The following is a 26,550-nucleotide window of genomic DNA, read 5'->3' as shown; positions in this document are numbered from 1 at the left end:
CGACGCTGGCTTCCCCCTCGCCCCCGGCGCCCGCGCCGGCGACTCCGGTGCGGCCTACTGCTTCCGACGCAGCACGGCGGCGAAGAAGCCGTCCGTGCCATGGCTGTGCGGTGCCAGCTCCATGAAGGGGCCGGGGCCCGGGGGCGCGGGCAGTTCCTGGGCGATGCCGCCGGCCGCTTCCGCCCAGGCCTCGGCCAGGGGGACGGTCTCGTAATCGGCATGGCGCGCCAGGAAAGCCTCGACCTGGGACCCGTCCTCCGCGGGCAGCACCGAGCAGGTAGCGTAGACCAGCCTGCCGCCGGGGCGCACCAGCTCGGCGACGTGATCGAGGATTTCTCGCTGCTTGGTGACCAGCTCGGCCAGGTCACGCGCGGTGGTGCGGCTGCGCGCGTCCGGATTGCGGCGCCAGGTGCCGGTGCCGCTGCAGGGGGCGTCGACCAGCACGCGGTCGAACTGGCCGGCGCGGCGCTTCACCCAGCGGTCGCCGGCGACCAGCAGATGCCGCTCGGCATTGTCGACGCCGGCGCGGCGCAGGCGCTTGACCGCGCCTTCCAGCCGGACCGAGGACACGTCGCAGGCCACGATCCGCCCGCGATTGCCCATCATGGCGGCGACCGCCAGGGTCTTGCCGGCGGCCCCGGCGCAGTAGTCGACCACCCGCATGCCCGGCTTCGCGCCGGTCAGCAGCGCGATCAGCTGGCTGCCCTCGTCCTGGATCTCGATGAGGCCGTCGGTGAAGGCCTTGCTCGCCAGGATCGGCCGGCGGTCGGGGATGCGCAGGCCCCAGGGGGAATAGGCCATGCGCTCGGTCGGGATGCCCTCGGCGGCGAGCGCCGCGGCCGCCTGCTCCACCGTGCCGCGCAGCAGGTTGACGCGCAGGTCGAGCGGCGCCGACTGGTCCATGGCGGCGGCGGCGGCCGGCAGCTCGTCGCCGAAACGCGCCTGGAAACCCTCGAGCGCCCAGTCGGGCAGGTTGAAGCGGGGGGCGGCCGGCTGGCCCTCCTCCGACAGCGGCTTGCCGGCCAGGGCCTTGATCACCGCCATCTCGCCCGGGTCGGGCGGGCCGGCATTGAAGCGGCCGCCGGGGAAGGCCTGCAGCACGCCGTCGATCGTCCAGCGCTCGACCAGCAGCAGATGCGCCATGATCAGCATGCGCGGGGTCGAGGGCATGTTCAGCTGCGCCAGGTGCCAGTCGAGCCGCAGCTTCTGCCGCAGCACGCTCCAGGCGCGCTCGGCCACCGCCCGGCGGTCGCCGCTGCCGATATAGCGGCGCTCGCGGAAGAAGGCGTTGGAGGTGGCGTCGGCAGGGCGGCGGGGCGCGGCGGCCACGTCGCCGAGCAGCGCCACCGTGGCGGCGATCCGGGCGGAAGGAGTCATGGCGGCGGGGGCATCCTGAAAAAGGCGCGGCCCCGGTGGAGCACCGAGGCCGTGAGATACGTGGGCCGGGCCATCGGCCCGGCCCCCAGAAAAATTAACCTTCCTGGCGGTAGTTGGGGGCTTCGCGGGTGATGGCCACGTCGTGGACATGCGACTCGCGCAGGCCGGCGCCGGTGATCCGGCGGAAGGTGCAGTTCTGCTGCATGTCGGCGATGGTGGCGTTGCCCGTATAGCCCATCGCCGAGCGCAGCCCGCCCACCAGCTGGTGGATGACATTGCCGACGGGGCCCTTGTAGCCGACGCGGCCCTCGATGCCCTCGGGGACGAATTTCAGGCTGTCCTGCACCTCGGCCTGGAAGTAGCGGTCGGCCGAGCCGCGCGCCATGGCGCCGAGGCTGCCCATGCCGCGATAGGACTTATACGAACGGCCCTGATAGAGGAAAACCTCGCCGGGGGCCTCGTCGGTGCCGGCGAACATGCTGCCCATCATGACGCAGTCGGCGCCGGCGGCGATCGCCTTGGCCAGGTCGCCGGAGGAGCGGACACCACCATCGGCGATGGCGGGCACGCCCTTTTCATGCGCGGCGGCGGCGCTTTCCATGACCGCGGTCAGCTGCGGCACGCCGACGCCGGCGACGATCCGCGTGGTGCAGATCGAGCCCGGGCCGATGCCGATCTTCACCGCGTCGGCGCCGGCCTCGATCAGCGCCAGGGCGGCCTCCGGGGTCGCGACATTGCCGGCGATGACCTGGACGCTGTTGGACAGGCGCTTGATGCGCTCGACCGACTTCATCACGCCGGCCGAGTGGCCATGCGCGGTGTCGACGACGATGACATCGACCTCGGCGCCGACCAGCAGCTCGGCGCGGCGGAAGCCGTCCTCGCCGGTGCCGGTCGCGGCGGCGGCGCGCAGCCGGCCCATCGCATCCTTGGCGGCGTTCGGATTGGCCTGGGCCTTGTCCATGTCCTTGACGGTGATCAGGCCGATGCAGCGATAGGCATCGTCGACCACCAGCAGCTTCTCGATGCGGTGCTTGTGCAGCAGCGAGCGCGCCTTCTCGGCCGAGACGTCGCCGGTGACGGTGACCAGCCCCTCGCGGGTCATCAGCTCATAGACGCGGATGCTGGGGTCGGTGGCGAAGCGGACGTCGCGATAGGTCAGGATGCCGACCAGCCGTTTGCTGTCGCGCTCGACCACCGGGATGCCGCTGATGCGGTGCGCGGCCATCAGGGCCTGGGCCTCGGCCAGCGTCTGGTCGGGATGGATGGTGACGGGGTTCACCACCATGCCGCTCTCGAACTTCTTCACCTGGCGGACGGCGGCAGCCTGCTCCTCCGCGGTGAGGTTCTTGTGGATGACGCCGATGCCGCCCGCCTGGGCCATGGCGATCGCCATCGGACCCTCGGTCACCGTGTCCATGGCGGCGGAGATCACCGGCATGTTCAGGGTGATCTCCCGCGTCAGCCGGGTGCGGGTGTCGGTCTGGTTGGGCAGGACCGTCGAATAGGCGGGGACCAGCAGGACATCGTCGAAGGCATAGGCCTCGGCGATGAGGGTACGACGCGGCGCGGCGCCGCGCTCAGCGGGGCCGTCGGTCGGGATGGTGTCGGGTGCCATGGCAGGAGCCTTTCGCAGAACTCTTGAGGCGCGTTCCGCAGCCTTGGCGCGTCCCCCTATCGCAGAATCGACCCCGCCTGCAAGCCTGCTGCGCGGGAGGCTGGGTTGCGTGCGGTCACGGTGAAGGCAGGAAAGTTTCAGGGAGAAGGCCGGGGGAATGAATTCCCCCAGACCCCCTTCTTTCTTCTGGTGACCGGCCGTTCAGGGACCCGTGCCTGCGCCGGCAGCGACACCCGGGCATCACGGCGGGAATCAGGCTCTTTTAACCAGCAGCGGCTTAGAGGTCGCGCTTTGGCCGGGCCGTTTCACGTCCTGTCGCCACCTGGACACGGCAGTCCGAAAGAAAAGGGGAATTCATTCCCCTGGCCTTTACTCTGGCTTCTCGCCGCGGAACCCCTGCGCCACGACATACATCTCCGCGCTGTCCTTGCGGCTGGCCGGCGGCTTGGCGTGCTTCACCGAGGCGAAGTCGCGCTTCAGCCAGTTCAGCAGCTCGCGCTCGGTGCCACCCTGGAAGACCTTGGCCACGAAGGCGCCGCCGGGGACCAGCACCTTGGAGCCGAAATGCAGCGCCAGCTCGATCAGGTTCAGGATGCGCAGATGGTCGGTGGCGTTGTGGCCGGTGGTGTTGGGCGCCATGTCGGACATCACCAGGTCGGCCGGGCCGTCCAGCGCGTCCAGCACGGCCTGCTCCACCGCCGGATCCTCGAAATCGCCCTGCAGCAGGCTGGCGCCGGGGATCACGTCCATCGGCAGCAGGTCGAGGCCGACCACCTTGCCGCGGTCGCCGACCCGCTGCACCGCCACCTGGGTCCAGCCGCCGGGGGCGGCGCCCAAATCGACCACCCGCTGGCCGGGGCGGAACAGCTTGTACTTCTCGTCCAGCTCGATGATCTTGAAGGCGGCGCGCGACCGCCAGCCGGCCGCCTTGGCGGCGCGGACATAGGGGTCGTTCAGCTGGCGTTCCAGCCATTTCTGGCTGGCGGTGGTGCGGCCCTTGGCGGTGCGCAGCCGCGTGGTCAGGCCACGCGCCCCGTCGGTCGGCGATTTCACTGCTGGTATTCCCGTCTACTGAAGGCGTCAGGGCGCCGGCTGGCTGGCGACACGCCAGGGCGGGCTGCTCCGCCGCGGCGGGCTGCGATCCTGGCGCATCATGCGCAATAGCATCCCTTCGCGCAGCCCGCGATCCGCGACCGTCACGCAGGAGGACGGCCAGACCCGCCGGATGGCGGCATAGATGGCGCAGCCCGGCAGCACGAAATCGGCGCGCTCGGGGCCGACGCAGGGATGCTGGCGCAGCCCCTCGCGGCCCAGCGTGAACAGGTCGCGCAGCGCCTGGTCCGCATCCTCGCAGGGCAGCACCCGGCCATCGACCAGCGGCCGCGAATAGCGCGGCAGCGACAGCGCCACGCCGGCCAGGGTGGTCACCGTGCCGCTGGTGCCCATCAGGCGCACGCCGCCGTCGCGGATCTCGCGGCCGATGCTGTGGACGCGGTCGAAGCGGGCCAGGTGCTCGGCCACCTCGTCGACGACGCGGTCGAAGCCCTCGGGGGTGTAGCAGCCCTGGCCCATGCGCTCGGCCAGGGTCACCACGCCGAAGGGCAGCGAGATGAAGCCGATCAGCTCGGCGCGGCCCTGGGCGCTGTCGCCGGCGCCGCGGATCCAGGCGATCTCGGTGCTGCCGCCGCCGATGTCGAACAGCAGGCCGCGGCGGTCCTGCGGGCGCAGCAGGGGGGCGCAGGATTCCATCGCCAGCTCCGCCTCCTCCCGCGCCGAGATGATGCGGATCGGCAGGCCGGTGGCGGCCTGGGCGCGGGCGACGAAGGCAGCGCCATTGGCAGCGCGGCGGCAGGCCTCGGTGGTGACGGCGACCAGGCGCTTCAGCGGCCGGCGCAGCAGCTTCTGCGCGCAGGCCTGCAGCGCCACCAGGGCGCGGTCCATCGCGGTCTCGGAAAGGCGGCCCTCGGTGATCAGCCCCTCGCCCAGGCGGACGACGCGGCTGTAGCTGTCGAGGACGCGGAAGGAGCCGGCCTGCGTCGGGATGCCCACCAGCAGCCGGCAGTTGTTGGTGCCGAGGTCGATGGCGGCAAAGGCACCATGCGCGGCCCCGGAGGGGAGGCTGGGCGAGGCGACGGCAGGATTCGACACGATATCGGGCATGGTTTCGGGCCTTTCCCAAGCGGCCTGGGCAGGGGCGGCTTCGGGGGGCTCTCTTATGATTGGGCGGCGGGGGGCCCGGGGCAAGCAAATTTATCCCGCGATGCGAAACCTTCGATCGGACCCCTTGCAAGCCCCCGGACCCGGTGCTATTTCCCCGCCCACGCCGTTGGGGAATAGTTTAACGGTAGAACTCCCGACTCTGACTCGGGCAGTCTTGGTTCGAATCCAGGTTCCCCAGCCACCTCCGCACAATCTGCGATAGCCGAAGCAAGAACTAAGACTTGCTGGCGCGGTGGGCTTTTCAACCGGCGACTGCGACATCGAAGGGTGGTTGGATCAAGCCCCAGCGGTTTGACCGGACCTGTGTTGGTCCCCTGACCCTTCTCCCTCTCGCGATGCTTTCCACAGACTGGCGAAGACAGGGCGCGGCGGTTCGGTGGTCCCGCCTTCCGGCGCCCCCCTTCCCTGTCCTGCCATGCTGCGCCGCGGTCTTCGTGGCCTCCCCGGAAATGAGCCAGGACGTCGTCTGATCGGCCGCTGCGGCAGTGGCGCCCTGGCCGTGGCGGGAAGCCATTCGCCAGGCAGGCCGCTCGCCGCCTCTGGCTGCGGTGGGCCCTGACCACGCCAGTTCCTCGGAAAGCGGTGGCTCCTTGCCGGGGCGCGGCAGGATTGGCGCCACATTGCGGCAGAATGTGGCAGGAGGCCGCCGGCGCGTCTGGCGACCTCTCCGAATCATGGCAGGACCTTGTCCCGGAAAGAGCCCGCAGCCTGCGGGATGATCGCGGCTGGCGCGGTCAGCCCGAAAAACCGGCGCAGTAAAACGGCCCGTGATCTCTACGGCGCAGGCCAATCGGGGGAGGAGTCGCCCGATTTCCATCCGATCCTATACCAATCTTTCACGCCAATTCGGCCCGAAATGCCATGTCATAGCTTGGAAAAGTGGTCGGCGACTTTCCATCAATTACCATGCCTTTCAGCACGTTATCCACGCGCCGGCGGCAATCAAGGCAGAATTAAGGCGGAAATGTGCCGTCCTGGCGATTTTGTGTCTGGAATATGGCGGCCCCTTGCCGCAAATATGGCGCAGAAGCAGGAGGTCGCCATGTTCTTCCGTAAGCAGCCCGCCCAGGATCTGGTTTCCGAGCGCCGCGTCGCCAGCATCGCCGCCGACCGCGCCCGCGATGACGCTGCCCAGGCCGATCGCGCCGAGACGCAGGCCGCCTGGAACAGCTATGGCGAGCGCAGCACCCTGAGCATGGGCTCCTACGGCCGCTGGTAAGCCGCGCTGCTTCCCTCCCCCTGAGACGACGCCTACCCCATCGGCGGAGCGTGGCCCCCCAGCCCGCCTCCGCCGTTCCCGTTTTCAGGGAAAGGCACACCCTGGGCCGCACTGTCTGAAAAGTGAGCAAGGCAGGTCACAAGCCCTTGTTCGCAGTCGCAAATTTGCGGTTCAGGCCCAAAAACGTATCGGAACCCCAGCGACGGCGCAGCGAAAGCGCGGCAGAATGGCAAGGCCAACCCTTGGAAAGCCGAGTCATGCTTCGCCGTTTTCTCGCAGCCTCCCTGATCGCCGCCACCGCCGCCCTCAGCCTCGCGCCCTCCCCGGCCGAGGCGCAGGATCGCCGGGTCCAGCTGGTGAATGCCTCGCGCAGCACCATCGTCTCCTTCCACGCCTCGAACTCGAAGCGCTCGAGCTGGGAAGAGGACATCCTGGGCAATGACGTGCTGGAGCCCGGCCACTCGGTGACGATCAACATCGACGATGGCACGGGCGCCTGCGTCTTCGACTTCCTGACCATCCTGCAGGGCGGCCAGCGCATCGAACGGCGCGGCGTCAATGTCTGCGAGGTCAGCACCTACACCATCCGCTAAGCCGCCTTTTCTGGCAGGCCGCCCGGGGCCGGGACCGCAGGGGCCCGGCCTTTTTTGTCGCAGCCCCCGCGTCACAATGGCTTGACCCTCACCCGTCCTCGGGTTGTCCGACAGGGCCATGGCGTTTAGCCCTAGGCATCCCTCCCCCGCATCGGTCCCATGCCGCGCGGTACCGGTGCCAATCCGGCGCCCTGTCCCGAAATCCGGAAGGAGATGCCGATGATCCGACATTGCCTCGCCCTGCTGCTGGCCACCGGCCTTGGCCTGGTCGCGGCACCGCGGCCGGCGGCGGCGGTGGAGGTCACCATCTCCTGCGGCGCGCTCGGCCAGGAGCTCGAGCTCTGCCGCGACGGCGCGGAGGCCTGGGCGAGGCAGTCGGGCCACAGCGTGAAGATCGTCTCGGTGCCCAATTCGGCCAGCGAGCGGCTGGCGCTCTACCAGATGATGCTGGCCGGCGCCGCGCCGCAGATCGACATCTACCAGATCGACGTGGTTTGGCCCGGCATCCTCGGCCGGCATTTCATCGACCTGAAGCCCTTCTCGGATGGCGCCGAGGCGCAGCACTTCCCGGCCATCATCGCCAACAACACGGTCGAGGGCCGGCTGATCGCCATGCCGCTCTATACCGATGCCGGCGTGCTGTTCTACCGGCGCGACCTGCTGGAGAAGCATGGCCGCGCGGTGCCGGCGACCTGGGAGGAGCTGACCGAGACGGCGGCCTTCATCCAGCAGGCCGAGCGTGCCGCGGCGCAGGGCGACCCGCGAGGGGGCCCGGCGCTCTGGGGCTATGTCTTCCAGGGCCGCGCCTATGAGGGGCTGACGGTCAATGCGCTGGAATGGGTGGCCAGCGCCGGCGGCGGCACGATCCTCGACCGCCAGGGTCATATCACCATCGACAATGCCGCGGCGCGCGACGCCCTGGCCCGCGCCGGCGGCTGGATCGGCCACATCGCCCCCGAAGGCGTGCTGACCTATACCGAGGAGGAGGCGCGCGGCCTGTTCCAGTCGGGCCATGCGGTCTTCATGCGCAACTGGCCCTATGCCTGGGCCCTGGCCCAGGGCGAGGACAGCCCGGTGCGCGGCAAGGTGGCCATCGCGCCGCTGCCGCGGGAGTCCGGCGACGCGCCCACCGGGGTGCTGGGCGGCTGGAACCTCGGCGTCTCGCGCTATTCCCGCCACCCGGCCGAGGCCGCCGCGCTGGTCATGTACCTCACCGGCCCTGCCGAGCAGAAGCGCCGCGCCGTGGCCGCCGCCTACAACCCCACCCTGCCCGCGCTCTACGAGGATGCCGAGGTGCTGGCGGCCAATCCCTTCTTCCGCACCCTCTTCCCCAGCTTCAGCGGCGCGGTGGCGCGGCCCTCGCTGGCGGCGGGCAGCAAGTACAACCGCGTCTCCAACGCCTTCTGGACCCGGGTGCACGCGGTGCTGGCCGGGCGGCAGCAGGCGGATCCGGCGCTGGAGGGCCTGGCCCACGACCTGCGGCGCATCGGACGGCGCGGCTGGTGAGCGGGCCCCTGGCGACCAGGCCGCTCGCGACCGGGCCGGCGGCGACCGGGTCCACGGCCAGCCGGCCGGTCGAATCCGGCCTGGTGCGCGCCCGCATCCGCGCCGCCTGGCTGTTCCTGGCGCCCACCCTGGTGGTGCTGCTGGCGGTCGCAGGCTGGCCGCTGGCCCGCACCATCTGGTTCAGCCTGACCGATGCCGAGCTCGGCCGGCTCGACGCGGCGGGCTTCATCGGCTTCGCCAACTATCTCGAGCGCTACGAGGGCGAATGGCTCGGCGTGCTGGCCGACCCGCTGTGGTGGGGGGCGGTGCGGCGGACGCTGTGGTTCGCCCTCGTCTCGGTCGGGCTGGAGGCGGTGCTGGGCATGGTCGTGGCGCTGGCGCTGAATGCGCGCTTCCCGATGCGCGGCCTGGTGCGGGCCGTGGTGCTGATCCCCTGGGCGATCCCGACCATCGTCTCGGCCCGCATCTGGTCCTGGATGCTGAACGACCAGTTCGGCGTCATCAACCATGCGCTGATGGGGCTTGGCCTGATCGACGCGCCGGTGGCCTGGATGGCGCAGCCCGACACCGCGCTCTGGGCCGTGGTCATCGTCGATGTCTGGAAGACCACGCCCTTCATGGCGCTGCTGATCCTGGCCGCCCTGCAGATGCTGCCGACCGACTGCTACGAGGCCGCCCGCGTCGACGGCATCCACCCGGTCCGCGTCTTCTTCCGCGTCACCCTGCCGCTGATCCGCCCGGCGCTGACCGTCGCGCTGATCTTCCGCGCGCTCGACGCGCTGCGGGTCTTCGACCTGATCTATGTGCTGACCGCCAATTCGGCCGGCACCATGTCGATGTCGGTCTATGCGCGGCAGCTGCTGGTGGAGTTCCAGGATGTCGGCCAGGGGGCGGCCGCCTCGACGCTGCTGTTCCTGGTGATCGCGCTGCTGACCCTGTCGGTGGTGCTGCTGGGCCGGCTGAAGCTGGATGGCGAGGCCGCCCGGTGATGCCTTTCATCCGCCATCTCGGCTTCGCGCTGCTGCTGCTGGCGATCGGCGCCTTCGCGCTGTTCCCCTTCTACCACGCCCTGGTCACCTCCTTCCGCAGCGGCAGCTTCCTGTTCATCCCGGCGATGCTGCCCGAGGCCTTCGATCCGCGGAACTACGCGCTGGTCTTCACCCAGCAGGATTTCGGCCGGACCATCCTGAACTCGGTGCTGGTGGCGGCGACGGTGACCGGCGTCTCGCTGCTGCTGGCGGTCGGCGCCGCCTATGCGCTGGGGCGGGTGCGCTTCCGCGGCCGCTACGCGCTGCTGCTGACCATCCTCGGCGTCTCGATGTTCCCGCAGGTCGCCGTGCTGTCGGGCATGTTCGAGCTGATCCGTAGCCTCGGCCTCTACGACACCCTGCCCGGGCTGATGCTGGCCAATCTGATGCTGACCCTGCCCTTCACCGTCTGGGTGCTGACCACCTTCATGCGCGAGCTGCCGAAGGAGCTGGAAGAGGCCGCCTATGCCGACGGCGCCAGCGCGCTGACCGTGTTGACGCGGGTGCTGCTGCCGCTGCTCTGGCCGGCCCTCGCCCCCACCGCCCTGCTGGCCTTCATCGTCAGCTGGAACGAGTTCCTCTTCGCCCTGACCTTCACCCTGTCGGAGGAGACGCGGACCGTGCCGGTGGCCATCGCGCTGCTCAGCGGCGGCAGCCGGCAGGAGCTGCCCTGGGGGCTGGTCATGGCCGCCTCCGTGATCGTCACCATCCCGATCGTCGCGCTGGTCGTCGCCTTCCAGCGCAAGATCGTCTCGGGCCTCACCGCCGGCGCGGTGAAGGGCTGAACCGCAGGAGAAATCCCCATGGCCAGCCTGGAACTGCGCGGCCTGCGCAAGCGCTTCGACGGCAACGAGATCATCCGCGACGTCGACCTCGACATCGCCGATGGCGAGTTCTGCGTCTTCGTCGGCCCCTCCGGCTGCGGCAAGTCGACGCTGCTGCGGCTGGTCGCCGGGCTGGAGAGCGTCTCGGGCGGCAGCATCCGCATCGGCGGCGAGGACGTCACCGCCAAGGCCCCGCGCGAGCGCGGCATCGCCATGGTCTTCCAGTCCTACGCCCTCTACCCGCACATGACGGTGCGGCAGAACATCGCCTTCGGCCTGCAGGCCAAGCGCAGCCAGCGCGCCGCGGTCGAGGAGAAGCTGCAGGAGGTGGCGCGCATCCTGGAGCTGACGCCCTTGCTGGACCGGCTGCCGAAGCAGCTCTCGGGCGGCCAGCGGCAGCGGGTGGCGATCGGCCGCGCCATCATCCGCGAGCCCCGGGTCTTCCTGTTCGACGAGCCGCTGTCGAATCTCGATGCCAGCCTGCGCGGCCAGATGCGCATCGAGATCGCGCGGCTGCACCAGTCGCTGAACACCACGATGATCTACGTCACCCACGATCAGGTGGAGGCGATGACGCTCGCCGACCGCATCGTCGTGCTGAATGCCGGTCGGGTCGAGCAGGTGGGCAGCCCGCTGGAGCTCTACCGGCATCCGCGCAACCTCTTCGTCGCCGGCTTCATCGGCGCGACGCGGATGAATTTCTTCGCCGTGCATGCCGAGGCCAGCGACGGCGACCGCGTCACCGTCCTGCTGCCCGGCGGCGGCAGCCTGGCGGTGCCGGTGGACCGCGCCAGCGCCCAGCCCGGCGAGGCGCTGACGCTCGGCATCCGGCCCGAGCATCTGCGCCTCGATGGGGAAGACCCGGCGATCGCCGGGCCGATCGAGGTGGTGGAGGAGCTCGGCGAGGAGCAGCTGGCCTATCTGCGCGCGCCCGACGGCACGCTGCTGACCGCGCGCATCCCGGAAGGCGGCCGCCTGCGCCGCGGCACCCCCGGCCGGCTGCACCTGCCGCCCGAGGCCTGCCACCTGTTCCGCGTCGATGGCAGCGCCCTGCCCCGCCCGGGTTGAAGGGGGGGCTGAAGGGCGCTGGACAGCCGCGCCCGGCCTGGCCGATGCTGCCCGCCGACGCCGCGCAGACGGCGTGAGACCGGGAGTGACGAGACGATGACCCACCGCCGCAGCCTGCTGGCGCTGCCCCTTGCCGCCGCCGCCGGGGCGCTCGCCCGTCCGACGCTGGCGCAACCCGCCTGGCCGGCCAAGCCGATCCGCATGGTGGTGCCCTATCCGCCGGGCGGCTCGACCGACGTGCTCAGCCGGCTCTATGCCGAGCGGATGGGGGCGAGCCTCGGCCAGCCGGTGGTGATCGAGAACCGCCCTGGCGCCAGCGGCAATATCGGCACCGACGCGGTCGCCAAGGCGGCGCCGGACGGCTACACGATCGGCGCGGTGACGGCCAGCATCATGGCCATCAACCAGTTCCTGTTCCAGAGCATGCCCTTCGACACGGCGAAGGACATCCTGCCGATCGGCCTGGCCTGGGACACGCCGAACATCGCCGTGGTGGCGCCGGCGCACAACCAGGCGCGCAGCCTGGACGAGTTCCTGGCCTGGGCCAAGGCGCGGCCGGAGGGCATCACCTATGCCTCCACCGGCATCGGCCAGACGACGCATCTCTCCAGCGCCATGCTGTTCGGCCGCACCGGGGTGAAGGCGACCCATGTCCCCTATCGCGGCGCGGCGCAGGTGGTGCCGGCGCTGCTGGCCGGCGATGTCGATGTCGCGCTGGACAACCTCGCCTCGCAGATCTCGCTGATCCAGGAGGGGCGGATGCGCGGCCTGGCAGTGACCGGCGCCGAACGCTGGCCGACCCTGCCCAACATCCCCACCATGGTCGAGGCGGGCGTGCCCAATTTCGTGGTCAGCGTCTGGGGCGCCTTCGTGGCCCCTGCCGGCACGCCGCCCGCCATCATCGAGAAGCTGAACGGCGCCATGCGCCGGGTGGCCGAGGACGAGGCGATGCAGAAGCGCTTCATCCAGGGCGGTGCGACGGCCTTGTGGGCCAGCGCCGAAGATGCGGCGGCGCGCGCCACGCGGGAACGGCCGATGTGGCAGCAGGTGGTCCGCGATTCCGGCGCCCGCGCCGACTGATTTTCCAATTGGGCGCGCCCCGGTGGGCGCGCCCGCGTTTCGCTAGATCTGGAACCAGGGCAGCGGGTCGGGCGTCTTCGCCAGGTCCGGGTTCTGCTCGATCATCCGGCCCCAGACCCGCTCGGTGACCGCCTGCGCCTCGGCCAGCAAGGCGGGCTCGTCGACGGTCAGCACGCGGCGGTCGCGCATGACGAAGTCGCCGTCGACCATCACGGAATGCACCACGCCCGGATGGCCGTAATGGACGATGTTGGAGACCAGGCGCACGACCGGGCGCATCGCCGGGGTGTTCAGGTCGATAAAGGTCAGATCGGCCTTCTTGCCGGGCTCGATGCTGCCGATCTCCTCCCCTGCCCCGACGCTGCCGGCGGCGTCGCGCGTCACCGCGTCCAGGATCGCCTGCGGGCCCGGGGTGACACCGCCCTCGGTCGCGCGGCCGCGGCCGGTGCGGTGCAGCAGGGAGCCGATGCTCATGGCCTGGAACATGTCCTCGGTCATGTTGTCGGTGCCGAAGGCGACGCGCACGCCGGCATCGCGGATCAGGCCGAGCTTCGCCTGGTGCATGCCGCGGCGGCGGCTGATGCTGGCCGGCGTGTGCGCCATGGTGACGCCGCGTTCGGCCAACAGGGCGATGTCGGACTCCGTGCAGAAGGTCCAATGCGCCGCCGTCAGGTCGCGGCCGAGGAAGCCCTCGCGGTCGAGATATTCCGCCGAGGTCGCGTCACGGGCGGCGCGCACCGCCTTCACCTCGCCGGGGCTCTGCGACAGATGCACCGTGCGGGTCAGCTTGTGGCGGGCGGCCAGGTCGAGCAGCTGGCGCAGCATGCGCGGCGAGCAGTTGTCCGGCGCATGGGCGGCGACCTGGCAGCGGACGCGGTCGTTGTGGCTGCCGTGCAGGCTTTCGATCATGGCCTCGGCGCGGTCGAGGAACTGGGCGCCGAAGGCCGCGTCCTCGGAATAGTCGCCGTGGCGGATCTTGCGGGTGTCGATGTCGGCGCAGCTTTCCGACAGCCAGAGGCGCAGGCCGGTCGAGGCCATGGCCTTGCCGTAGGTCGCGACATGGCGGAAGGGATCGACCAGCGTGGTGGTGCCGCTGCGGATCGCTTCCAGGCAGCCGAGCATGGCCATGGTCGCGCGTTCCTCGCCGGTCATGGCGTAGGAGATCGGCGACATGTAGCCGTAGATCACGTCGCCTTCCCAATCCTCCACGGTGCCGCGCAGCGCGGTCAGCACGGTGTGGGTATGGGCGTTGACCAGGCCCGGCGTGACCGCCAGCCCGGTCGCGTCGAACTTTTCTTCCGTCGGGTGCCGGGCTTCCAGCGTCTTGCTGTCGCCGATCTCGGCGATCCTGTTCTGGCGGATCAGGATGGCCTGGTGGGCGATCACCTCGCGGCTGTCGTTGCAGGTGACGAGGGCGGCGTTGGTGATGAGCATGGCGCGGATCCTGACTGAAGGCGGGGTCCGGGGGGATACGATCCCCCCGGCGGGGGTCGGGGGGCAGCGCCCCCCGTCTTCTTACGGCTGCCCGGCGTCGATCGTGATGGCGGAGACCGCCTGCGCAGCGATCCCGTGCTTCTTCAGGATGTCCGCATAGGTCCCGTTGGCGATCAGCCGCGACAGCGAGGCGGCGATGGCGTCGCGCAGACCGGTGCTGTCCTTCGGGAAAGCGAGGCCCGACAGGTTGCTGGTGATCGGCTGGCCGACCGCCGCCCAGACGCCCGGCTCCTGGATCTGCAGGTGGGCGACGAATTCGGCGCCCAGGATGGCGCCCTGGCTGCGTTCCTGGCGCAGGTCGGTGCGCGAGGCCGTGGCGCCGTTGCTGCCGACGACGTTCATCGCCGGGCGGCCGGCGGCCGCGCAGTTCTTCTCGCTCCAGGCCTGGGCGGAGGGGAAGTAGTTGGTGAAGCGCGGCGTGGAGACCGCCTTGCCGCAGAAGTCGAGGGCCTCGCGGATGCTGGCGGACAGCGCCTGCGTCGTGAAGAGCTGGCCGCCGGTGGTGATGTAGTCGACGAAGGAAAGCTTCTCGCGCCGCGCCGGCAGGTCGGTCATCGAGGTGCCGCTGAAATCGATGCGGCCGGTGGTCAGCGAGTTGATGATCTGCTCGAAGGACATTTCCTCCCAGCGGATCTCGATGCCCAGGTCACGGCCGATGGCGGTGACCAGGTCCACATTGACGCCGCGCCGCTCGTTGGTGGCGGGGTCCTTGTAGGCCATCGGCGGATAGGTCGCCTCGATGCCGACGCGGAGGAAGCCGGCGCTGCGGATGGCCTCCGGCAGGCTCTGGGCCATGGCGGGGGCGACGCCCAGAGCGACGGCGAGGCCGGCCGCGAGCAGGTGCTTGATCGGGTTCAAGTCCAGTCTCCTCAGGAAGCTCGCCGTGCTTTTCTGTTCTTGTCGGTGGGGGCGGCCGCCTTGGGCCGCCCCGGGTCGTCACGTCAGGCCGGGTTGCCTTCGCAGGCGATGAAGTGCTCGGCGATCTCGGCACCGGTCGCGATCCAGACATCCTGCAGCGCCTGGGTGTGCTGCAGGAATTCGCGCAGCAGCTTCAGGCGCATCGGACGGCCGCTGCATTGCGGGTGCAGCACGGTGGTCACCATCCCGCCCCATTCCCGGATCTCTGCCAGCTCGTCGGTCCAGATGGAGAGGACCTGCTCGCGCGACAGCAGGGTGTGGCGGCTGTAGCGATGCGACAGGCCGAGCAGCCAGTCGTCGTAGCAGGCGGTCACCGGCAGCTCGACCAGGCCCAGGGTCTCGTCGGCCAGCAGGTGGCGATAGGGCCGGACGTCGTCGCGGAAGGAGGAGGTATAGACCAGGCCGCGATCCTTCAGCAGGACGCGCAGCGCCTCGCAGAACTCGCCCGACGGGGCGCGGTAGCCCTTCGGCACCACGCCCAGGCGGCGCTTCAGCGTCTCGAGGCCGCGATCGACCTCCTCCACCAGCATCGGGTCGCCGGGCTGCGGCATGACATGGTGGAAGCCGTGATGGCCGATCTCGTGGCCGTCCTTGAGGATGGCCTCGCACATCGCCGGATGCGCCTCGACCGACCAGCCGGTGATGAAGAAGGTCGCCTTCAGCCCGAGCTCGCGCAGCAGCTGCAGCAGCTTCGGCGTGCCGACTCGCGCCTCGTAGCCGCCGAAGGACATGGTCACCAGCTCGCCGTAGCGGGCCGGGTCCTTGGCGGTCCAGGCGCTTTCCGCATCGACGTCGAAGGACAGGAACATCGCCGCCTTCTGCCCCGCCGGCCACGGATATTCCGGGGCCAGCGGCGCGCGGTTGGCCGGCAGCAGCGGCAGGGCGTCGAGCCCTGCCTTCAGCGACCCATCAGTTGCCGCCATTGATCTGCACTTCCGGGATCATGCTGGGGGTCAGCTGCCACTTGGCGGCGAGCTTCGCATAGGTCCCGTCGGCGATCAGGCCCTTCAGCGCCTCGACCAGCGCCTGCTGCAGCCCGGCCTCGTCCTTGCCGGTGGCGATGCCCATCAGGGTGAAGCGCACCGGCTCGCCGACCAGGGCGTAGGTGTTCGGCTCCAGGCCCTGGATGTAGGGCAGCGTCTCGCCACCCTGCATGGCGGCGTCGATGCGGCCCTGGCGCAGCTGGGTGCGGGCATCGGCCGAGCCTTCGGTGGGCACGTACTCGATCGCCGGGCGGCCCTTGGCCACGCAATTGGCGTCGCTGTAGGTCTTGATGTCGTTGGGCAGGGCGGTGCGGCGGCTGGCGCCAACCCGCTTGCCGCAGAGCGCTTCCGGCGTCGGGAATTCGGCCGCGCGGCTGGCCTGGGTGAAGAACTGGCTGCCCGAGCGCAGGTAGTCGACGAAGGTGGCCGTGTCCTGGCGGGTCTTCAGGTCGGACATGCCGGAGAGGATGATGTCGACGCGGCCGGTGCGCACCGAGGCCAGCATCTGGTCGAAGCTGGTCTCCTGCCACTGCATCTTGACGCCGAGCTTGGCAGCGATCGCCTCGCCCAGCTCGATGTCGAAGCCGGTCAGCGCATTGGTCTGCGGGTCGCGCATCTCCAGCGGCGGGTAGTTCGGCACCACGGCGGCGATGATCGCGCCGCGCGAGCGGATGTGGGAGGGCAGCTCGGCGGCCTGGGCGGCGAGACCCATGACCAGCGGCGCCAGGGCGGTGGCGGCCAGCGCCAGTTTCTTCAGCATGGACAGGCTTCCTTCAGGAAATGACAGCGGAAAGAAAGGCGCGGAGCCGCGGCTCCTGCGGGTTGCCGAGCACCTCGGCGGCGGGGCCCTGCTCGACGATGGCGCCGCGGTCCATGTAGACGACGCGGTCGGCGACCTCGCGGGCGAAGCCCAGCTCATGGGTGACGACGATCATGGTCATGCCGGAGGCGGCCAGCTCCTTCATCGCCGCCAGCACCTCGCCCACCAGCTCGGGGTCGAGGGCGCTGGTCGGCTCGTCGAAGAGCATCAGCTTGGGCTTCATCGCCAGCGCGCGGGCGATGGCGACGCGCTGCTGCTGGCCGCCGGAGAGGTTGGCCGGGTAGGAGCCGGCCTTGTCGGCGAGGCCGACGCGGGTGAGCAGCGCCTCGGCCTCGCGCACCGCCTCGGCGCGGTTGCGCTTCTGCACCTGCACCGGCCCCTCGATGATGTTCTCGAGCGCGGTCATGTGCGGGAAGAGGTTGAAGCGCTGGAACACCATGCCGGTGGAGAGGCGCTGGCGGGCGACCTCCTTCTCCGGCAGGGCGTGCAGCTTCGTCCCGTCGATGCGCCAGCCGGTCAGCTCGCCATCGACCCAGATGGCGCCGCTGTCGATGGTCACCAGCTGGTTGACGCAGCGCAGCAGCGTGGTCTTGCCGGAACCGGAGGCGCCGATGATGCAGAGCACCTCGCCGGCGCGGACATCGAGCGAGACGCCGGCCAGCGCCTGGAAATCGCCGAACTTCTTGCGGACGTCGACGATCGAGACCAGCGGAAGGGCGGAAGAATGGTTCATCGGGCACCCCCGGCGCCGCGGGCGAAACGGCGTTCCAGCAGCATCTGCAGCGGCGTCAGGACCGAGACGATGATCAGGTACCAGATGGCGGCGACGATCAGCAGCTCGATGACGCGGGAATTGGCGTAGTAGATGTTCTGCGCGGCGTGCAGGATCTCGGCGAACTGGATGACGCTGGCCAGCGAGGTCAGCTTCACCATGCCGATGAATTCGTTGCCCAGGGGCGGGATGACCACGCGCATCGCCTGCGGGAAGATGATGCGGCGCAGCGCGCGCAGCCGGGTCATGCCGATCGCCTTGGCCGCCTCGTACTGGCCGGCATCGACCGAGAGCATGCCGGCGCGGATCACTTCCGAGGTATAGGCGCCCTGGTTGATGCCGAGGCCGAGGAGTGCGGCCAGCGCCGGCGTCATCACGTCGACGGTGCGCACCGACCAGTCGCCGAAGCCCAGCCGCGGAAAGATCAGTGCCAGGTTGAACCAGAGCAGCAGCTGCAGGATCACCGGCGTGCCGCGGAACAACCAGGTGTAGCCCATGGCGACGCCCTGCAGCACCGGGTTGGGCGACATCCGCATCACCGCGGTGACGACGCCCAGCGCGATGCCCAGCGCCATGGCGCCCAGTGTCATCCACAGCGTGTTGGTGAGGCCGGTCATGATGGCCGGCGCGGTGAAGAAGCGGCCGACGAAGTCCCATTCGATCTGGCCGACGGCGAAGGCGCGCGCCAGGCCGGCGATCAGCAGGAGGATGATGGCGACCGCCAGCCAGCGCCCCCAGTGCCGGTTGGGCACATGGGTGTAATGGGCGATGTCCGGCAGCGCGGCGGCGGCATTGGGCGCGGGCATGGCAGCGGGCTCCCCCCGTCATAAGGATGCGCCGCCCCCACGGCGGGGGGGGGCGGCAGTCGTCAGTCAGCGGAACCCGGGACCCCTCGGGTCCCGGAACCGACGGAAACTAGCGCTTCGGCGGCTCGGCGCCGGTGCGCTCGGTGATCAGCGCATACATGTCGGGGCGGCGATGGGCGGCGAAGTTGAACATCTTCTGCTTGCCCTGCTGCACCAAATCCAGGTCGCAATCGGCGACGACCACCTCGTCGCCCAGCGTCTTCGCCTCGGCGACGATGCGGCCGTTCGGGTCGACGATGCAGCTGCCGCCGATCAGGCCGGAGCCGTCCTCGTCGCCGGCCTTGGCGACGGCCACCGCCCAGCAGGCATTCATGTAGGCGTTGGACTGGGCGGCCAGCTGCGAGTGGAAGGTGCGCAGCCCCTGGTCCTCGGTGTCGCCGCCATTCGGGTCATAGGCGGCGGAGTTGTAGCCGACCACCATCAGCTCCATGCCCTGCAGCGCATAGACGCGCCAGGCCTCGGGCCAGCGGCGGTCGTTGCAGATCAGCTGACCCATGATCGGGGCGCCCCAGCTCTCCGGGCCGTAGAAGGCCGGGAAGCCCATGTCGCCATATTCGAAGTAGCGCTTCTCCAGCTGCTGGAAGCGCGCGCCCTCGCGCGGCTCGACCGAGCCCGGCAGATGCACCTTGCGGTATTTCTGCAGCACGGCGCCATCCGGACCCACGGTGATCGCGGTGTTGAAGTGCTGCCCCTCGGCGGTCTTCTCGGCATAGCCGACATAGAAGCCGACGCCGAGTTCCCTGGCGCGATCGAACAGCGCCTGGGTCTCGGGGTTCGGCATCGAATGCTCGTAATACTGCTCGAGCTCGGCGCCTTCGAGCAGCCAGCGCGGGAAGAAGGTGGTGAAGGCGAGCTCGGGGAAGACCACCAGCTTCGCGCCCTGCCCGGCCGCCTGCTCCAGCAGGGCGATCATCCGGGCCAGGATGGCGGCGCGGCTGTCGGCCCGCTGGTTCGGACCCATCTGGGCGGCGGCGATACGCAGGATACGGGGCATGGGCAGAACCTCGGCTGGCCTCGGGATGGCGGCATCTTCGCACAAGCCTTGGGCAGATCAATTCTCGGGGTGATGATGATTTGCGGGAAATCATTCGAACTGGTTATACCCTGCCCAAATCATGACCCTGCGCCAGCTCGAAATCCTCCGGGCCGTCATCCGCCACCAGACCACCATGGCGGCCGGGCGGCTGCTCGGCATGTCGCAGCCGGCGGTCAGCAACGCGGTCAAGCAGCTGGAGGCGCAGCTCGGCTTCCCGCTGTTCGAGCGGATCAACAACCGGCTGTTCCCGACCGAGGCGGCGCGGCTGATCCATGCCGAATCCGAGCCGCTCTTCGCCCAGCACGCGGCGCTGGAGGCACGGCTGCAGGAGCTGCGCCAGGACAAGACCGGGCGACTGCGGCTGCTGGCGACGCCGCCGCTCGGCCATGGCGCCATCCCGCAGGCGCTGGCGCGGATGCTGGCGCGGCAGCCGCGGCTGCGCATCACCTTCGACGTCCGCCGCCTCGACGAGGTGGTGGAGGGGGTCGAGGGCGGGCTGGCCGAGCTCGGCGTCGGCCTCAGCCTGGAGGAGCGGCCGGGGCTGGCGGTCCGCCCGCTGGCCGAGAGCCGCATGGTCTGCGTCTGCACCCCCGACCATCCGCTGGCGCGCGAGCCGGTGGCCAGCCCTGCTTTGCTGCGGCCCTGGCCCTTCATCGCGCTGGAGGCCGGGACACGGATGGGCCAGGCGATCCGCCAGGCCTTCGCCGAGGCGCGCGAACCGTTCCAGCCGGCGGTCGAGGTCCGCTACACCGACACCGCGCGGGCGCTGGCCGAATCCGGGGTGGGGATCGCGGTGGTCGACCCCTTCTCGGCGCGCCACCGCCGCCAGCCGCTGGCGGTGCTGCCCTTCGAGCCGACCATCCGGGTCACCGCGAGCGCCTTCTGGGCCAGCCGCCTGCCGCTGTCGCGCCCGGCCGAGGCGCTGCTGCGCGAGATCCGCGACCTGCTGGCGCAGCCCGATCCGGCCCCCGCCCCCTCACTTCATCCGATCTCAAGGAATATGCGGGAGGCTTGAGCCGGTCCTGTCGGGTGGCTTTGCGCGCCCGCCTTCCCCCGGGAGCCCGCTATGCCGTCCAGCCTCGCCCCTTCCACCCCGACTCGGCCCGCCGCGGCGGACGAGGTGCCGGATGGAACGCCGGATGGCACAGCGGGGCCGGCAGGCCCCTCCCCCCGTCCTCTCCCTCGCCTTCTTCATCGTCTTCTCCCCCGGCGGAGCCCGGAGCCGCGGATGGCGGGGCTGAACCGCCACACCACGCCGTTGATCATCCTGATGTCGATGCTGGCGGCGGCGGCGGCGCTGGCCCTGGCGATCGTCCCGCCGGCCAGCTACTTCCTGGCCGGGCTGTCGCACGCGCAGGGCTCGCTGGAAGGGCGCGCCGGGCGGCTGGCGCTGGAGATCAGCCGGCTGTCCTGGCGGCTCCAGGAAACCGGCGGGCTGCAGGGGCTGCAGCTGGCGCTGGGCAGCCCGGAGATCGAGGGCGGCGTGGAGCAGCGCCGCATCCTGACCCCCGATGGCCGCGTGCTGGCCAGTTCCGGCCCGGCGGCACCGCTGCAGGGGCCCTTGCTGGTGCGCCGGGCGCTGGTGCATGGCGAGGCCCAGGCCCCCGCCCACGCCCACGCCCCGGCCCTGACCCTGGCCGAGGTCGAGGTCACCCGCTCGATCCGCGGCCTGGTGCAGGAGACGGCGCTGATCGGCCTGATCTGCGCCGGGGTGGGGCTGAGCTGCTGGATGCTGCTGCGGCTGCTGCCGATGCGGCTGCTGGACCAGGCGCTGGCGCGGGCCGCCTATCTGGCCACGCATGACATGCTCACCGGCCTGTCGAACCGCACCGCCTTCCAGGAGAAGCTGGCCGAGGCGCTGCTGCGCACCAACCGCGATGGCGGCGGGGTGGCGCTGCTCTGCCTCGACCTCGACCGCTTCAAGGAGGTCAACGACGCGCTGGGCCATGCCGCCGGCGATGCGCTGCTGCGCGCGACGGCGCGGCGGCTGGCCCAGGGGCTGCGCGGCTGCGACAGCCTGGCGCGGCTCGGCGCCGATGAATTCGCCATCATCCAGGCCGGCGCGCCGCAGCCCGAGGGCGCCGGCCGCCTGGCGGAGCGGCTGCTGGCGCTGCTGGCGGTCCCCTTCGACCTGAACGGCACGCAGCTGACCATCGGCGTCTCGATCGGGATTGCCCTCGGCAAGCCCGGCCAGGATCCGGCCGGGCTGATCCATGACGCCGATGTGGCGACCGTCCAGGCGAAGCAGGCCGGGCGCGGCCGCTTCCATTTCTTCGCCCCCGAGATGAACGCCCGGCTGCAGGAGCGCCGCGCGCTGGAGCAGGATCTGCGCCGCGCCGTGGCGCGGGAGCAGTTCCGCGTCGACTACCAGCCGCTGATCGATCTGCGCAGCGGCCGGGTCAGCGGGGCGGAGGCGCTGCTGCGCTGGAACCGGCCTGGCCATGGCCCGGTCTCGCCCGGCAGCTTCATCGGCCTGGCCGAGGAGACCGGGCTGATCCTGCCGCTGGGTGCCTGGGTGCTGACCGCGGCCTGCCACCAGGCGGCGCGCTGGCCGGCGCCGCTGGTGGTGGCGGTCAATGTCTCGCCGATGCAGTTCCGCCATGGCGATTTCTGCGACACGGTGGAGGTGGTGCTGCGCGCCTCCGGCCTGGCGCCGGAACGGCTGGAGCTGGAGATCACCGAAAGCCTGCTGCTGCAGGATACCGAGGCGGTGCTGGCCACCCTCGCCCGGCTGCGGGCGCTGGGGGTGCGGATCGCCATGGATGATTTCGGCGCCGGCCATACCAGCCTGGCCTATCTGCGGCGCTTCGCCTTCGACAAGATCAAGATCGACCACAGCTTCGTCCAGGGCATGGTGGAGGATGCCAGTGCCCTGGCCATCGTCCGCTCGGTGGTGCAGCTGAGCCGCACGCTGAACATCCGGGCCAATGCCGAAGGGGTGGAAACGCCCGAGCAGGCCGACATCCTCCGGCAGGAGGGCTATGCCGAGGCGCAGGGCTACTATTTCGGGCGGCCGGTGCCGCCCGAGCAGTTCGCCGCCCTCCACCTGCTGCCGCCCGGTGCCGCTTCGACACCGCCGCCGCCCCCGGTCCCGGCACGGGCCGCGGGGGAATAGGGCCCGGCTTTTCGGTGGCTTCGGCGGTCTGCCGGGCTTAATCCGTGTTGACGGCGGGGGGCATTCCGGCGCACCTGCCCCGTCCGGCCCGCCGGCCCGGATCCCCCGAAGCGACCACCCCCGACAAGGCAGAGTGATGACCGAACTGGCCTTCCACAACAGCGCCACGCGCCAGCGCGAGAGCTTCGTCCCGCTCGACCCGCAGCATGTGCGCCTCTATGTGTGTGGCCCGACGGTCTATGACCTGGCGCATCTGGGCAATGCCCGGCCGGTGGTGGTGTTCGACGTGCTGGCGCGCCTGCTGCGCCGCCGCTTCGAGCGGGTCACCTATGTCCGCAACATCACCGACGTGGACGACAAGATCAACGCGCGCAGCCAGGAGAGCGGCGAGCCGATCGGCGCCATCACCGCGCGCACCACGGCGGATTTCCACCGCGACATGGCGGCGCTCGGCTGCGCGCCGCCGGACGAGGAGCCGCGGGCGACCGACAACATCGCCGAGATGATCACGCTGATCGAGCGGCTGATCGCCAATGGCCATGCCTATGCCGCCGAGGGCCATGTGCTGTTCTCGGTCTCCAGCTTCCCCGGCTATGGCGCGCTTTCCGGCCGCTCGCCGGACGAGATGCTGGCCGGCGCCCGGGTCGAGGTCGCGCCCTACAAGCGCGAGGCTGGCGACTTCGTGCTGTGGAAGCCCTCGGCGGACGACCTGCCGGGCTGGGACAGCCCCTGGGGCCGCGGCCGGCCGGGCTGGCATATCGAATGCTCGGCGATGTCCTGGCGCTATCTGGGCCCGGATTTCGACATCCATGGCGGCGGGCATGACCTGCTCTTCCCGCATCACGAGAACGAGGTGGCGCAGTCGGTCTGCGCCTTCCCCGGCTCCCGCTTCGCCCGCACCTGGCTGCACAACGGCATGCTGCTGGTGAACGGCGAGAAGATGTCGAAGTCGCTCGGCAATTTCCTGACGGTGCGCGACATCCTGGCGCGCGGTGCCTGGGCGGGCGAAGCCTTCCGCCTGCTGCTGCTGAAGACGCATTACCGCGCCGCGCTCGACTACACGGTGGAGCGGCTGGACGAGGCCAAGGGCGAGCTCGACGACTTCTACGCGCTGCTGGCGCGCGACCTGCCGGTGCCCGCCGAGGATGACGCGCTAGTGGCCGAGATGGCCGAATGGGCGCTGGAGCCGCTGGCCGACGACCTGAACACCCCCCTCGCCCTGGCCCGGCTGCGCGACCTGCGCACGCTGGAGAATGTGGCGACGGTGGGCGGCTCGGCGACCACGGTGCTGCACCGGGTCGGCCGCGACTGGACTGCGGCTTCGGGCCAGGCGGCGGCCGCGCTGCGCCAGGCGGCGTCGGTGCTGGGGCTGCTGGGCAGCGACGCCCGCGCCTGGCGCCAGGCCGGCACCGACGACAGCGCCGCCATCGAGGCCGCCATCGAGGCGCGCCTGGCCGCGCGCCGCGCCAGGGACTGGGCCGAGGCCGACCGCATCCGGAACGAGCTGGCCGCCCAGGGCGTGGTGCTGGAGGACGGTGCCGGCGGCACCACCTGGCGCAAGGCCTGAGATTTCAGCGCCGGCCCTGAAACGGCCGGTGACATGGGGGCGCGGGGGAATTCATTCCCCCGCTCTTGCTTTCTTCTTCCTGCTGCCTGAGCCGCGCGCCACCCGCAGCGCCAGCATCCCCGCCGCCGCGATCCCGACCCAGAGCGCCGGCCGCAGCCCGAATTCGACATCCAGATTGGCTTCCAGCACCGGCAGCGGCGGCACGCCCGTGGCGACCCCGTACCAGGCCGCCTCGATCAGCGCCGTGCCGACCGCCGCGCCGATCCCCAGCAGCGCCAGCCGCCCCAGCCCCGGCGCGCCGCCCTTCGGCGCCAGCAGGCGATAGCCCAGCAGCCAGAGCAGCAGCCCGGCCATCAGCACCGCCTCGGTGACGTCGATCTTCGACTGCAGGGCGAAATGCACCACCGCCAGCGCCGCCAGCCCATAGACCACCCGGTGCAGCGCCGCCCAGCGCCGCCCGCCCAGCCGCTTCACCCAGCCATCGGTCGAGGTCACCCCCAGCACCGCCAGCCCCAGCAGCGCCAGGAAGCCGATGGTCAGGTAGATGCGCAGCGCGATCTCGCTGACCAGCCGGACCAGATCCCATTTCAGGTCGGCCGCATAGAGCACCAGGTGCAGCAGCGCATAGGCCAGCGCCCCCAGCCCGACCATGCGGCGCACCAGCATCAGCTTCGGCCAGCGCAGCAGCTGCCGCGCCGGGGTCACCAGCAGCGACAGCCAGAGGATGCGCACCGCCCAGAGGCCGGAAAAATGGATCGCCTCCATGATCGGCCGGCCGCCGAGCTGGCCCTGCGTCGCCTGCGCCGCCAGCCAGAGGCCCGGGACGAAGAGCGCGGCCAGCACCGCCAGCTTGAAGGGCGAAAAGCTGCCCTGGCGGTCGCGCCAGGGGGCAGCCAGGGGCGGCAGGGAAAGCGGCAGCGACATGCAGTCGTCCAGGAAGCAGGGGTGGCCATCATGTGGCGCGGCGCGGCGGCTGCGCCAGCGCGACGTTACACTTTGCGCGGGGCCGTGACCGGATGCGGCGCTTGCCTTCCCCCCATGGGAAGGCGGCAGCCTCGGCCATCCCCCTTCGAGGAGCCTTCCGCCATGCCCTTCCGCCCCCGCCCCCCCCTCCGTCGCCTCGCCTCGCTCGCGCTGCTCGCCGGGCTGCTCGCCACCCCGGCCCTCGCCCAGCATGCCGGCCATGGCGCGCCCGCCGCCGCCACCACTTCCCCCTCGACGCGGGAGTTCCAGGCCGCCAACGAGGCGATGCACCGCGCCATGGGCGCCGTCCGCTTCACCGGCGACGCCGACCGCGACTTCGCCGCCGGCATGATCCCGCACCACGAGGGCGCCATCGCCATGGCGCGCATCCAGCTGCGGCACGGCCGCGACCCAGCCATGCGCCGCATGGCCGAGGAGATCATCGCAGCCCAGGAGAAGGAGATCGCCGAGCTGCGCGCCTTCCTCGCCCGGCCGCGCTGAGCCGCGATCGGCTCTTTCGCGGCCGGCGCCGGGCGGCTATCGGGGGGCGCTGATTCATAGCTTCCCGCAAGGATGACCCTGCCCATGACCGGCCGCGATGGTGGCGCCGACCTGAAGCCGCTCCCCGGCGAGAGCCCGATCGTGGTGCTGGTGCGCCCGCAGCTGGCCGAGAATATCGGCACCACGGCGCGGGCCATGGCCAATGGCGGGCTGTTCCACCTGCGGCTGGTGGCGCCGCGCGACGGCTGGCCGCTGGAGCGCGCCTGGTTCGTCTCGTCGGGTGCCGACCGCATCCTGGACGCGGCGACGGTGCACGAGACGGTGGCCGATGCGGTGGCCGACTGCCACCGCGTCTTCGCCACCTGTCCCCGCCCGCGCCACGTCGTCGTCCCCCTGCGCACCGCCCGCGCCGCCGCCGAGGACCTGGTGGAGATCTGCCGCGGCCAGGAGAAGCGCGCCGCCATCCTGTTCGGCCCCGAGCGCGCCGGGCTGGAAAACGACGACCTGGCCCATGCCGACACCCTGGTCCGCTATCCGCTGAACCCGGACCACATGTCGCTGAACCTGGCCCAGGCGGTGATGATCCTGGCCTATGAATGGTGGAACGCCGCCGAGGACAGGACGCCACCCCGCCTGCTGATGACCAACGAGACCCGGGTGGCCACCAAGGGCGAGCTGGAAGGCTTCCTCGGCCGGCTGACGGCGGAGCTGGACGCCTGCGGCTTCCTGGACAACCTGCCGAAGCGGCCGGGGATGGTGCGCAACCTGCGCCACTGGTTCCAGCGCGGCGAGGTGACCGAGCAGGAACTCCGCACCCTGCACGGCGTGGTCACCGAACTGTCCCGCGGGCGGATGAAGCGCGGACGGCCGGAAGAGCTGGATCCGCCGATGCCGGAAGTCAGCGAAGACAAGTGAAGGGTCTGAGCAGGTCGGGGGAATGAATTCCCCCGAACCCCCTTCTTTTTTCTGTTCACCGGCCGTG

Annotated in this window: 24 protein-coding genes and 1 tRNA gene; 13 read left to right on the top strand and 12 right to left on the bottom strand. The window is 70.7% G+C overall.

Going from position 1 to position 26,550, the window contains the following annotated elements; genetic code table 11:
- Positions 1 to 54: 54 nt before the first annotated feature.
- The 4 genes from WFI16_RS04485 to WFI16_RS04470 all read right to left on the bottom strand — a co-directional run bounded on the left by WFI16_RS04485 (position 55) and on the right by WFI16_RS04470 (position 5,155).
- Positions 55 to 1,377, bottom strand: coding sequence for an RsmB/NOP family class I SAM-dependent RNA methyltransferase (locus tag WFI16_RS04485; protein WP_419896587.1), 1,323 nt, complete (start codon positions 1,375 to 1,377; stop codon positions 55 to 57).
- A 94-nt stretch (positions 1,378 to 1,471) separates the two neighbouring features.
- On the bottom strand, positions 1,472 to 2,995 hold the full coding sequence (gene guaB, locus WFI16_RS04480; RefSeq protein ID WP_419896586.1) for an IMP dehydrogenase: 1,524 nt from the start codon (positions 2,993 to 2,995) through the stop codon (positions 1,472 to 1,474).
- A gap of 369 nt (positions 2,996 to 3,364) precedes the next feature.
- A complete protein-coding gene (locus WFI16_RS04475; RefSeq protein ID WP_419896585.1) occupies positions 3,365 to 4,048 on the bottom strand; it encodes an RlmE family RNA methyltransferase in 684 nt (227 codons plus the stop codon).
- A gap of 27 nt (positions 4,049 to 4,075) precedes the next feature.
- A complete protein-coding gene (locus WFI16_RS04470) occupies positions 4,076 to 5,155 on the bottom strand; it encodes a Ppx/GppA phosphatase family protein (RefSeq protein WP_419896584.1) in 1,080 nt (359 codons plus the stop codon).
- A gap of 167 nt (positions 5,156 to 5,322) precedes the next feature.
- Between WFI16_RS04470 and WFI16_RS04465 the strand changes: the two genes are divergently transcribed.
- The 8 genes from WFI16_RS04465 to WFI16_RS04430 all read left to right on the top strand — a co-directional run bounded on the left by WFI16_RS04465 (position 5,323) and on the right by WFI16_RS04430 (position 12,533).
- Positions 5,323 to 5,396, top strand: a tRNA-Gln gene (locus WFI16_RS04465).
- An 861-nt stretch (positions 5,397 to 6,257) separates the two neighbouring features.
- Positions 6,258 to 6,434 carry a hypothetical protein gene (locus tag WFI16_RS04460; RefSeq protein WP_419896583.1) on the top strand — a complete coding sequence of 59 codons (177 nt, stop codon included), beginning with the start codon at positions 6,258 to 6,260 and terminating at the stop codon, positions 6,432 to 6,434.
- 257 nt (positions 6,435 to 6,691) lie between these two features.
- Positions 6,692 to 7,027 (top strand): hypothetical protein, encoded by a 336-nt coding sequence (locus WFI16_RS04455; RefSeq protein ID WP_419896582.1) that lies wholly within the window; start codon positions 6,692 to 6,694, stop codon positions 7,025 to 7,027.
- A gap of 219 nt (positions 7,028 to 7,246) precedes the next feature.
- Entirely contained in the window at positions 7,247 to 8,533 is a 1,287-nt protein-coding gene (locus WFI16_RS04450) for an ABC transporter substrate-binding protein (RefSeq protein WP_419896581.1), read from the top strand.
- Positions 8,530 to 9,522 carry a carbohydrate ABC transporter permease gene (locus WFI16_RS04445; RefSeq protein ID WP_419896580.1) on the top strand — a complete coding sequence of 331 codons (993 nt, stop codon included), beginning with the start codon at positions 8,530 to 8,532 and terminating at the stop codon, positions 9,520 to 9,522. The genes WFI16_RS04450 and WFI16_RS04445 overlap by 4 nt, the downstream gene beginning before the upstream one ends.
- On the top strand, positions 9,522 to 10,346 hold the full coding sequence (locus WFI16_RS04440) for a carbohydrate ABC transporter permease (protein WP_419896579.1): 825 nt from the start codon (positions 9,522 to 9,524) through the stop codon (positions 10,344 to 10,346). Before WFI16_RS04445 ends, WFI16_RS04440 begins: the two co-directional genes overlap by 1 nt.
- A gap of 18 nt (positions 10,347 to 10,364) precedes the next feature.
- Complete coding sequence (locus WFI16_RS04435) at positions 10,365 to 11,453, top strand: ABC transporter ATP-binding protein (RefSeq protein WP_419896578.1); 1,089 nt, start codon at positions 10,365 to 10,367, stop codon at positions 11,451 to 11,453.
- 96 nt (positions 11,454 to 11,549) lie between these two features.
- Positions 11,550 to 12,533 (top strand): Bug family tripartite tricarboxylate transporter substrate binding protein, encoded by a 984-nt coding sequence (locus WFI16_RS04430; RefSeq protein ID WP_419896577.1) that lies wholly within the window; start codon positions 11,550 to 11,552, stop codon positions 12,531 to 12,533.
- A gap of 42 nt (positions 12,534 to 12,575) precedes the next feature.
- On the opposite strand, the gene WFI16_RS04425 is transcribed toward WFI16_RS04430, so the two are convergent.
- The 7 genes from WFI16_RS04425 to WFI16_RS04395 all read right to left on the bottom strand — a co-directional run bounded on the left by WFI16_RS04425 (position 12,576) and on the right by WFI16_RS04395 (position 19,380).
- A complete protein-coding gene (locus tag WFI16_RS04425; protein WP_419896576.1) occupies positions 12,576 to 13,967 on the bottom strand; it encodes an amidohydrolase family protein in 1,392 nt (463 codons plus the stop codon).
- Between the two features lie 81 nt (positions 13,968 to 14,048).
- On the bottom strand, positions 14,049 to 14,885 hold the full coding sequence (locus tag WFI16_RS04420) for an ABC transporter substrate-binding protein (RefSeq protein WP_419896575.1): 837 nt from the start codon (positions 14,883 to 14,885) through the stop codon (positions 14,049 to 14,051).
- Positions 14,886 to 14,968: 83 nt separating this feature from the next.
- Positions 14,969 to 15,868, bottom strand: coding sequence for a polysaccharide deacetylase family protein (locus WFI16_RS04415; protein ID WP_419896574.1), 900 nt, complete (start codon positions 15,866 to 15,868; stop codon positions 14,969 to 14,971).
- Complete coding sequence (locus WFI16_RS04410) at positions 15,855 to 16,688, bottom strand: ABC transporter substrate-binding protein (RefSeq protein WP_419896573.1); 834 nt, start codon at positions 16,686 to 16,688, stop codon at positions 15,855 to 15,857. Before WFI16_RS04410 ends, WFI16_RS04415 begins: the two co-directional genes overlap by 14 nt.
- A 13-nt stretch (positions 16,689 to 16,701) precedes the next feature.
- Complete coding sequence (locus tag WFI16_RS04405) at positions 16,702 to 17,481, bottom strand: amino acid ABC transporter ATP-binding protein (protein WP_419896572.1); 780 nt, start codon at positions 17,479 to 17,481, stop codon at positions 16,702 to 16,704.
- A complete protein-coding gene (locus WFI16_RS04400; protein WP_419896571.1) occupies positions 17,478 to 18,326 on the bottom strand; it encodes an amino acid ABC transporter permease in 849 nt (282 codons plus the stop codon). The genes WFI16_RS04405 and WFI16_RS04400 overlap by 4 nt, the downstream gene beginning before the upstream one ends.
- Before the next feature lie 109 nt (positions 18,327 to 18,435).
- Complete coding sequence (locus tag WFI16_RS04395; RefSeq protein ID WP_419896570.1) at positions 18,436 to 19,380, bottom strand: N-carbamoyl-D-amino-acid hydrolase; 945 nt, start codon at positions 19,378 to 19,380, stop codon at positions 18,436 to 18,438.
- 121 nt (positions 19,381 to 19,501) lie between these two features.
- On the opposite strand from WFI16_RS04395, the gene WFI16_RS04390 reads away from it, so the two are divergent.
- The 3 genes from WFI16_RS04390 (at position 19,502) to cysS (ending at position 24,104) form a co-directional block, all read left to right on the top strand.
- Positions 19,502 to 20,437: a LysR family transcriptional regulator gene (locus tag WFI16_RS04390; protein ID WP_419896569.1), complete on the top strand. Its 936-nt coding sequence runs from the start codon at positions 19,502 to 19,504 to the stop codon at positions 20,435 to 20,437.
- Between the two features lie 213 nt (positions 20,438 to 20,650).
- Positions 20,651 to 22,537, top strand: a complete 1,887-nt coding sequence (locus tag WFI16_RS04385; protein WP_419896568.1) for a putative bifunctional diguanylate cyclase/phosphodiesterase — start codon at positions 20,651 to 20,653, stop codon at positions 22,535 to 22,537.
- A 136-nt stretch (positions 22,538 to 22,673) separates the two neighbouring features.
- Positions 22,674 to 24,104: a cysteine--tRNA ligase gene (gene cysS, locus WFI16_RS04380; protein ID WP_419896567.1), complete on the top strand. Its 1,431-nt coding sequence runs from the start codon at positions 22,674 to 22,676 to the stop codon at positions 24,102 to 24,104.
- A 51-nt stretch (positions 24,105 to 24,155) separates the two neighbouring features.
- Here cysS and WFI16_RS04375 read toward each other — a convergent pair whose 3' ends face one another.
- Positions 24,156 to 25,028, bottom strand: coding sequence for a sulfite oxidase heme-binding subunit YedZ (locus tag WFI16_RS04375; protein ID WP_419896566.1), 873 nt, complete (start codon positions 25,026 to 25,028; stop codon positions 24,156 to 24,158).
- Between the two features lie 162 nt (positions 25,029 to 25,190).
- Here WFI16_RS04375 and copM point away from each other — a divergent pair, with 162 nt between their 5' ends.
- On the top strand, positions 25,191 to 25,568 hold the full coding sequence (gene copM / locus WFI16_RS04370; RefSeq protein ID WP_419896565.1) for a CopM family metallochaperone: 378 nt from the start codon (positions 25,191 to 25,193) through the stop codon (positions 25,566 to 25,568).
- Between the two features lie 84 nt (positions 25,569 to 25,652).
- The gene (locus WFI16_RS04365) at positions 25,653 to 26,483 is read left to right on the top strand and encodes an RNA methyltransferase (protein ID WP_419896564.1); all 831 of its coding nucleotides are present in this window, start codon (positions 25,653 to 25,655) and stop codon (positions 26,481 to 26,483) included.
- Positions 26,484 to 26,550 lie beyond the last annotated feature (67 nt).

The sequence above is a fragment of the Roseomonas sp. USHLN139 genome (genome assembly GCF_037145735.1).
GTDB lineage: Bacteria > Pseudomonadota > Alphaproteobacteria > Acetobacterales > Acetobacteraceae > Pseudoroseomonas.
Note: the sequence above shows the minus strand (reverse complement) of the source record. Positions and strands in the feature narration are given on the sequence as shown.

Excerpts from the sequence above, each read along its gene's own strand:
- WFI16_RS04450 (WP_419896581.1), top strand. The coding sequence starts at position 7,247 with ATGATCCGACATTGCCTCGCCCTGCTGCTGGCCACCGGCCTTGGCCTG.
- WFI16_RS04430 (WP_419896577.1), top strand. The coding sequence starts at position 11,550 with ATGACCCACCGCCGCAGCCTGCTGGCGCTGCCCCTTGCCGCCGCCGCC.
- WFI16_RS04410 (WP_419896573.1), bottom strand. The coding sequence starts at position 16,688 with ATGCTGAAGAAACTGGCGCTGGCCGCCACCGCCCTGGCGCCGCTGGTC.
- guaB (WP_419896586.1), bottom strand. The coding sequence starts at position 2,995 with ATGGCACCCGACACCATCCCGACCGACGGCCCCGCTGAGCGCGGCGCC.
- WFI16_RS04470 (WP_419896584.1), bottom strand. The coding sequence starts at position 5,155 with ATGCCCGATATCGTGTCGAATCCTGCCGTCGCCTCGCCCAGCCTCCCC.
- cysS (WP_419896567.1), top strand. The coding sequence starts at position 22,674 with ATGACCGAACTGGCCTTCCACAACAGCGCCACGCGCCAGCGCGAGAGC.
- WFI16_RS04375 (WP_419896566.1), bottom strand. The coding sequence starts at position 25,028 with ATGTCGCTGCCGCTTTCCCTGCCGCCCCTGGCTGCCCCCTGGCGCGAC.
- WFI16_RS04485 (WP_419896587.1), bottom strand. The coding sequence starts at position 1,377 with ATGACTCCTTCCGCCCGGATCGCCGCCACGGTGGCGCTGCTCGGCGAC.
- WFI16_RS04400 (WP_419896571.1), bottom strand. The coding sequence starts at position 18,326 with ATGCCCGCGCCCAATGCCGCCGCCGCGCTGCCGGACATCGCCCATTAC.
- WFI16_RS04455 (WP_419896582.1), top strand. The coding sequence starts at position 6,692 with ATGCTTCGCCGTTTTCTCGCAGCCTCCCTGATCGCCGCCACCGCCGCC.
- WFI16_RS04395 (WP_419896570.1), bottom strand. The coding sequence starts at position 19,380 with ATGCCCCGTATCCTGCGTATCGCCGCCGCCCAGATGGGTCCGAACCAG.
- WFI16_RS04460 (WP_419896583.1), top strand. The coding sequence starts at position 6,258 with ATGTTCTTCCGTAAGCAGCCCGCCCAGGATCTGGTTTCCGAGCGCCGC.
- WFI16_RS04365 (WP_419896564.1), top strand. The coding sequence starts at position 25,653 with ATGACCGGCCGCGATGGTGGCGCCGACCTGAAGCCGCTCCCCGGCGAG.
- WFI16_RS04425 (WP_419896576.1), bottom strand. The coding sequence starts at position 13,967 with ATGCTCATCACCAACGCCGCCCTCGTCACCTGCAACGACAGCCGCGAG.
- copM (WP_419896565.1), top strand. The coding sequence starts at position 25,191 with ATGCCCTTCCGCCCCCGCCCCCCCCTCCGTCGCCTCGCCTCGCTCGCG.
- WFI16_RS04440 (WP_419896579.1), top strand. The coding sequence starts at position 9,522 with ATGCCTTTCATCCGCCATCTCGGCTTCGCGCTGCTGCTGCTGGCGATC.
- WFI16_RS04385 (WP_419896568.1), top strand. The coding sequence starts at position 20,651 with ATGGCGGGGCTGAACCGCCACACCACGCCGTTGATCATCCTGATGTCG.
- WFI16_RS04415 (WP_419896574.1), bottom strand. The coding sequence starts at position 15,868 with ATGGCGGCAACTGATGGGTCGCTGAAGGCAGGGCTCGACGCCCTGCCG.
- WFI16_RS04435 (WP_419896578.1), top strand. The coding sequence starts at position 10,365 with ATGGCCAGCCTGGAACTGCGCGGCCTGCGCAAGCGCTTCGACGGCAAC.
- WFI16_RS04390 (WP_419896569.1), top strand. The coding sequence starts at position 19,502 with ATGACCCTGCGCCAGCTCGAAATCCTCCGGGCCGTCATCCGCCACCAG.
- WFI16_RS04405 (WP_419896572.1), bottom strand. The coding sequence starts at position 17,481 with ATGAACCATTCTTCCGCCCTTCCGCTGGTCTCGATCGTCGACGTCCGC.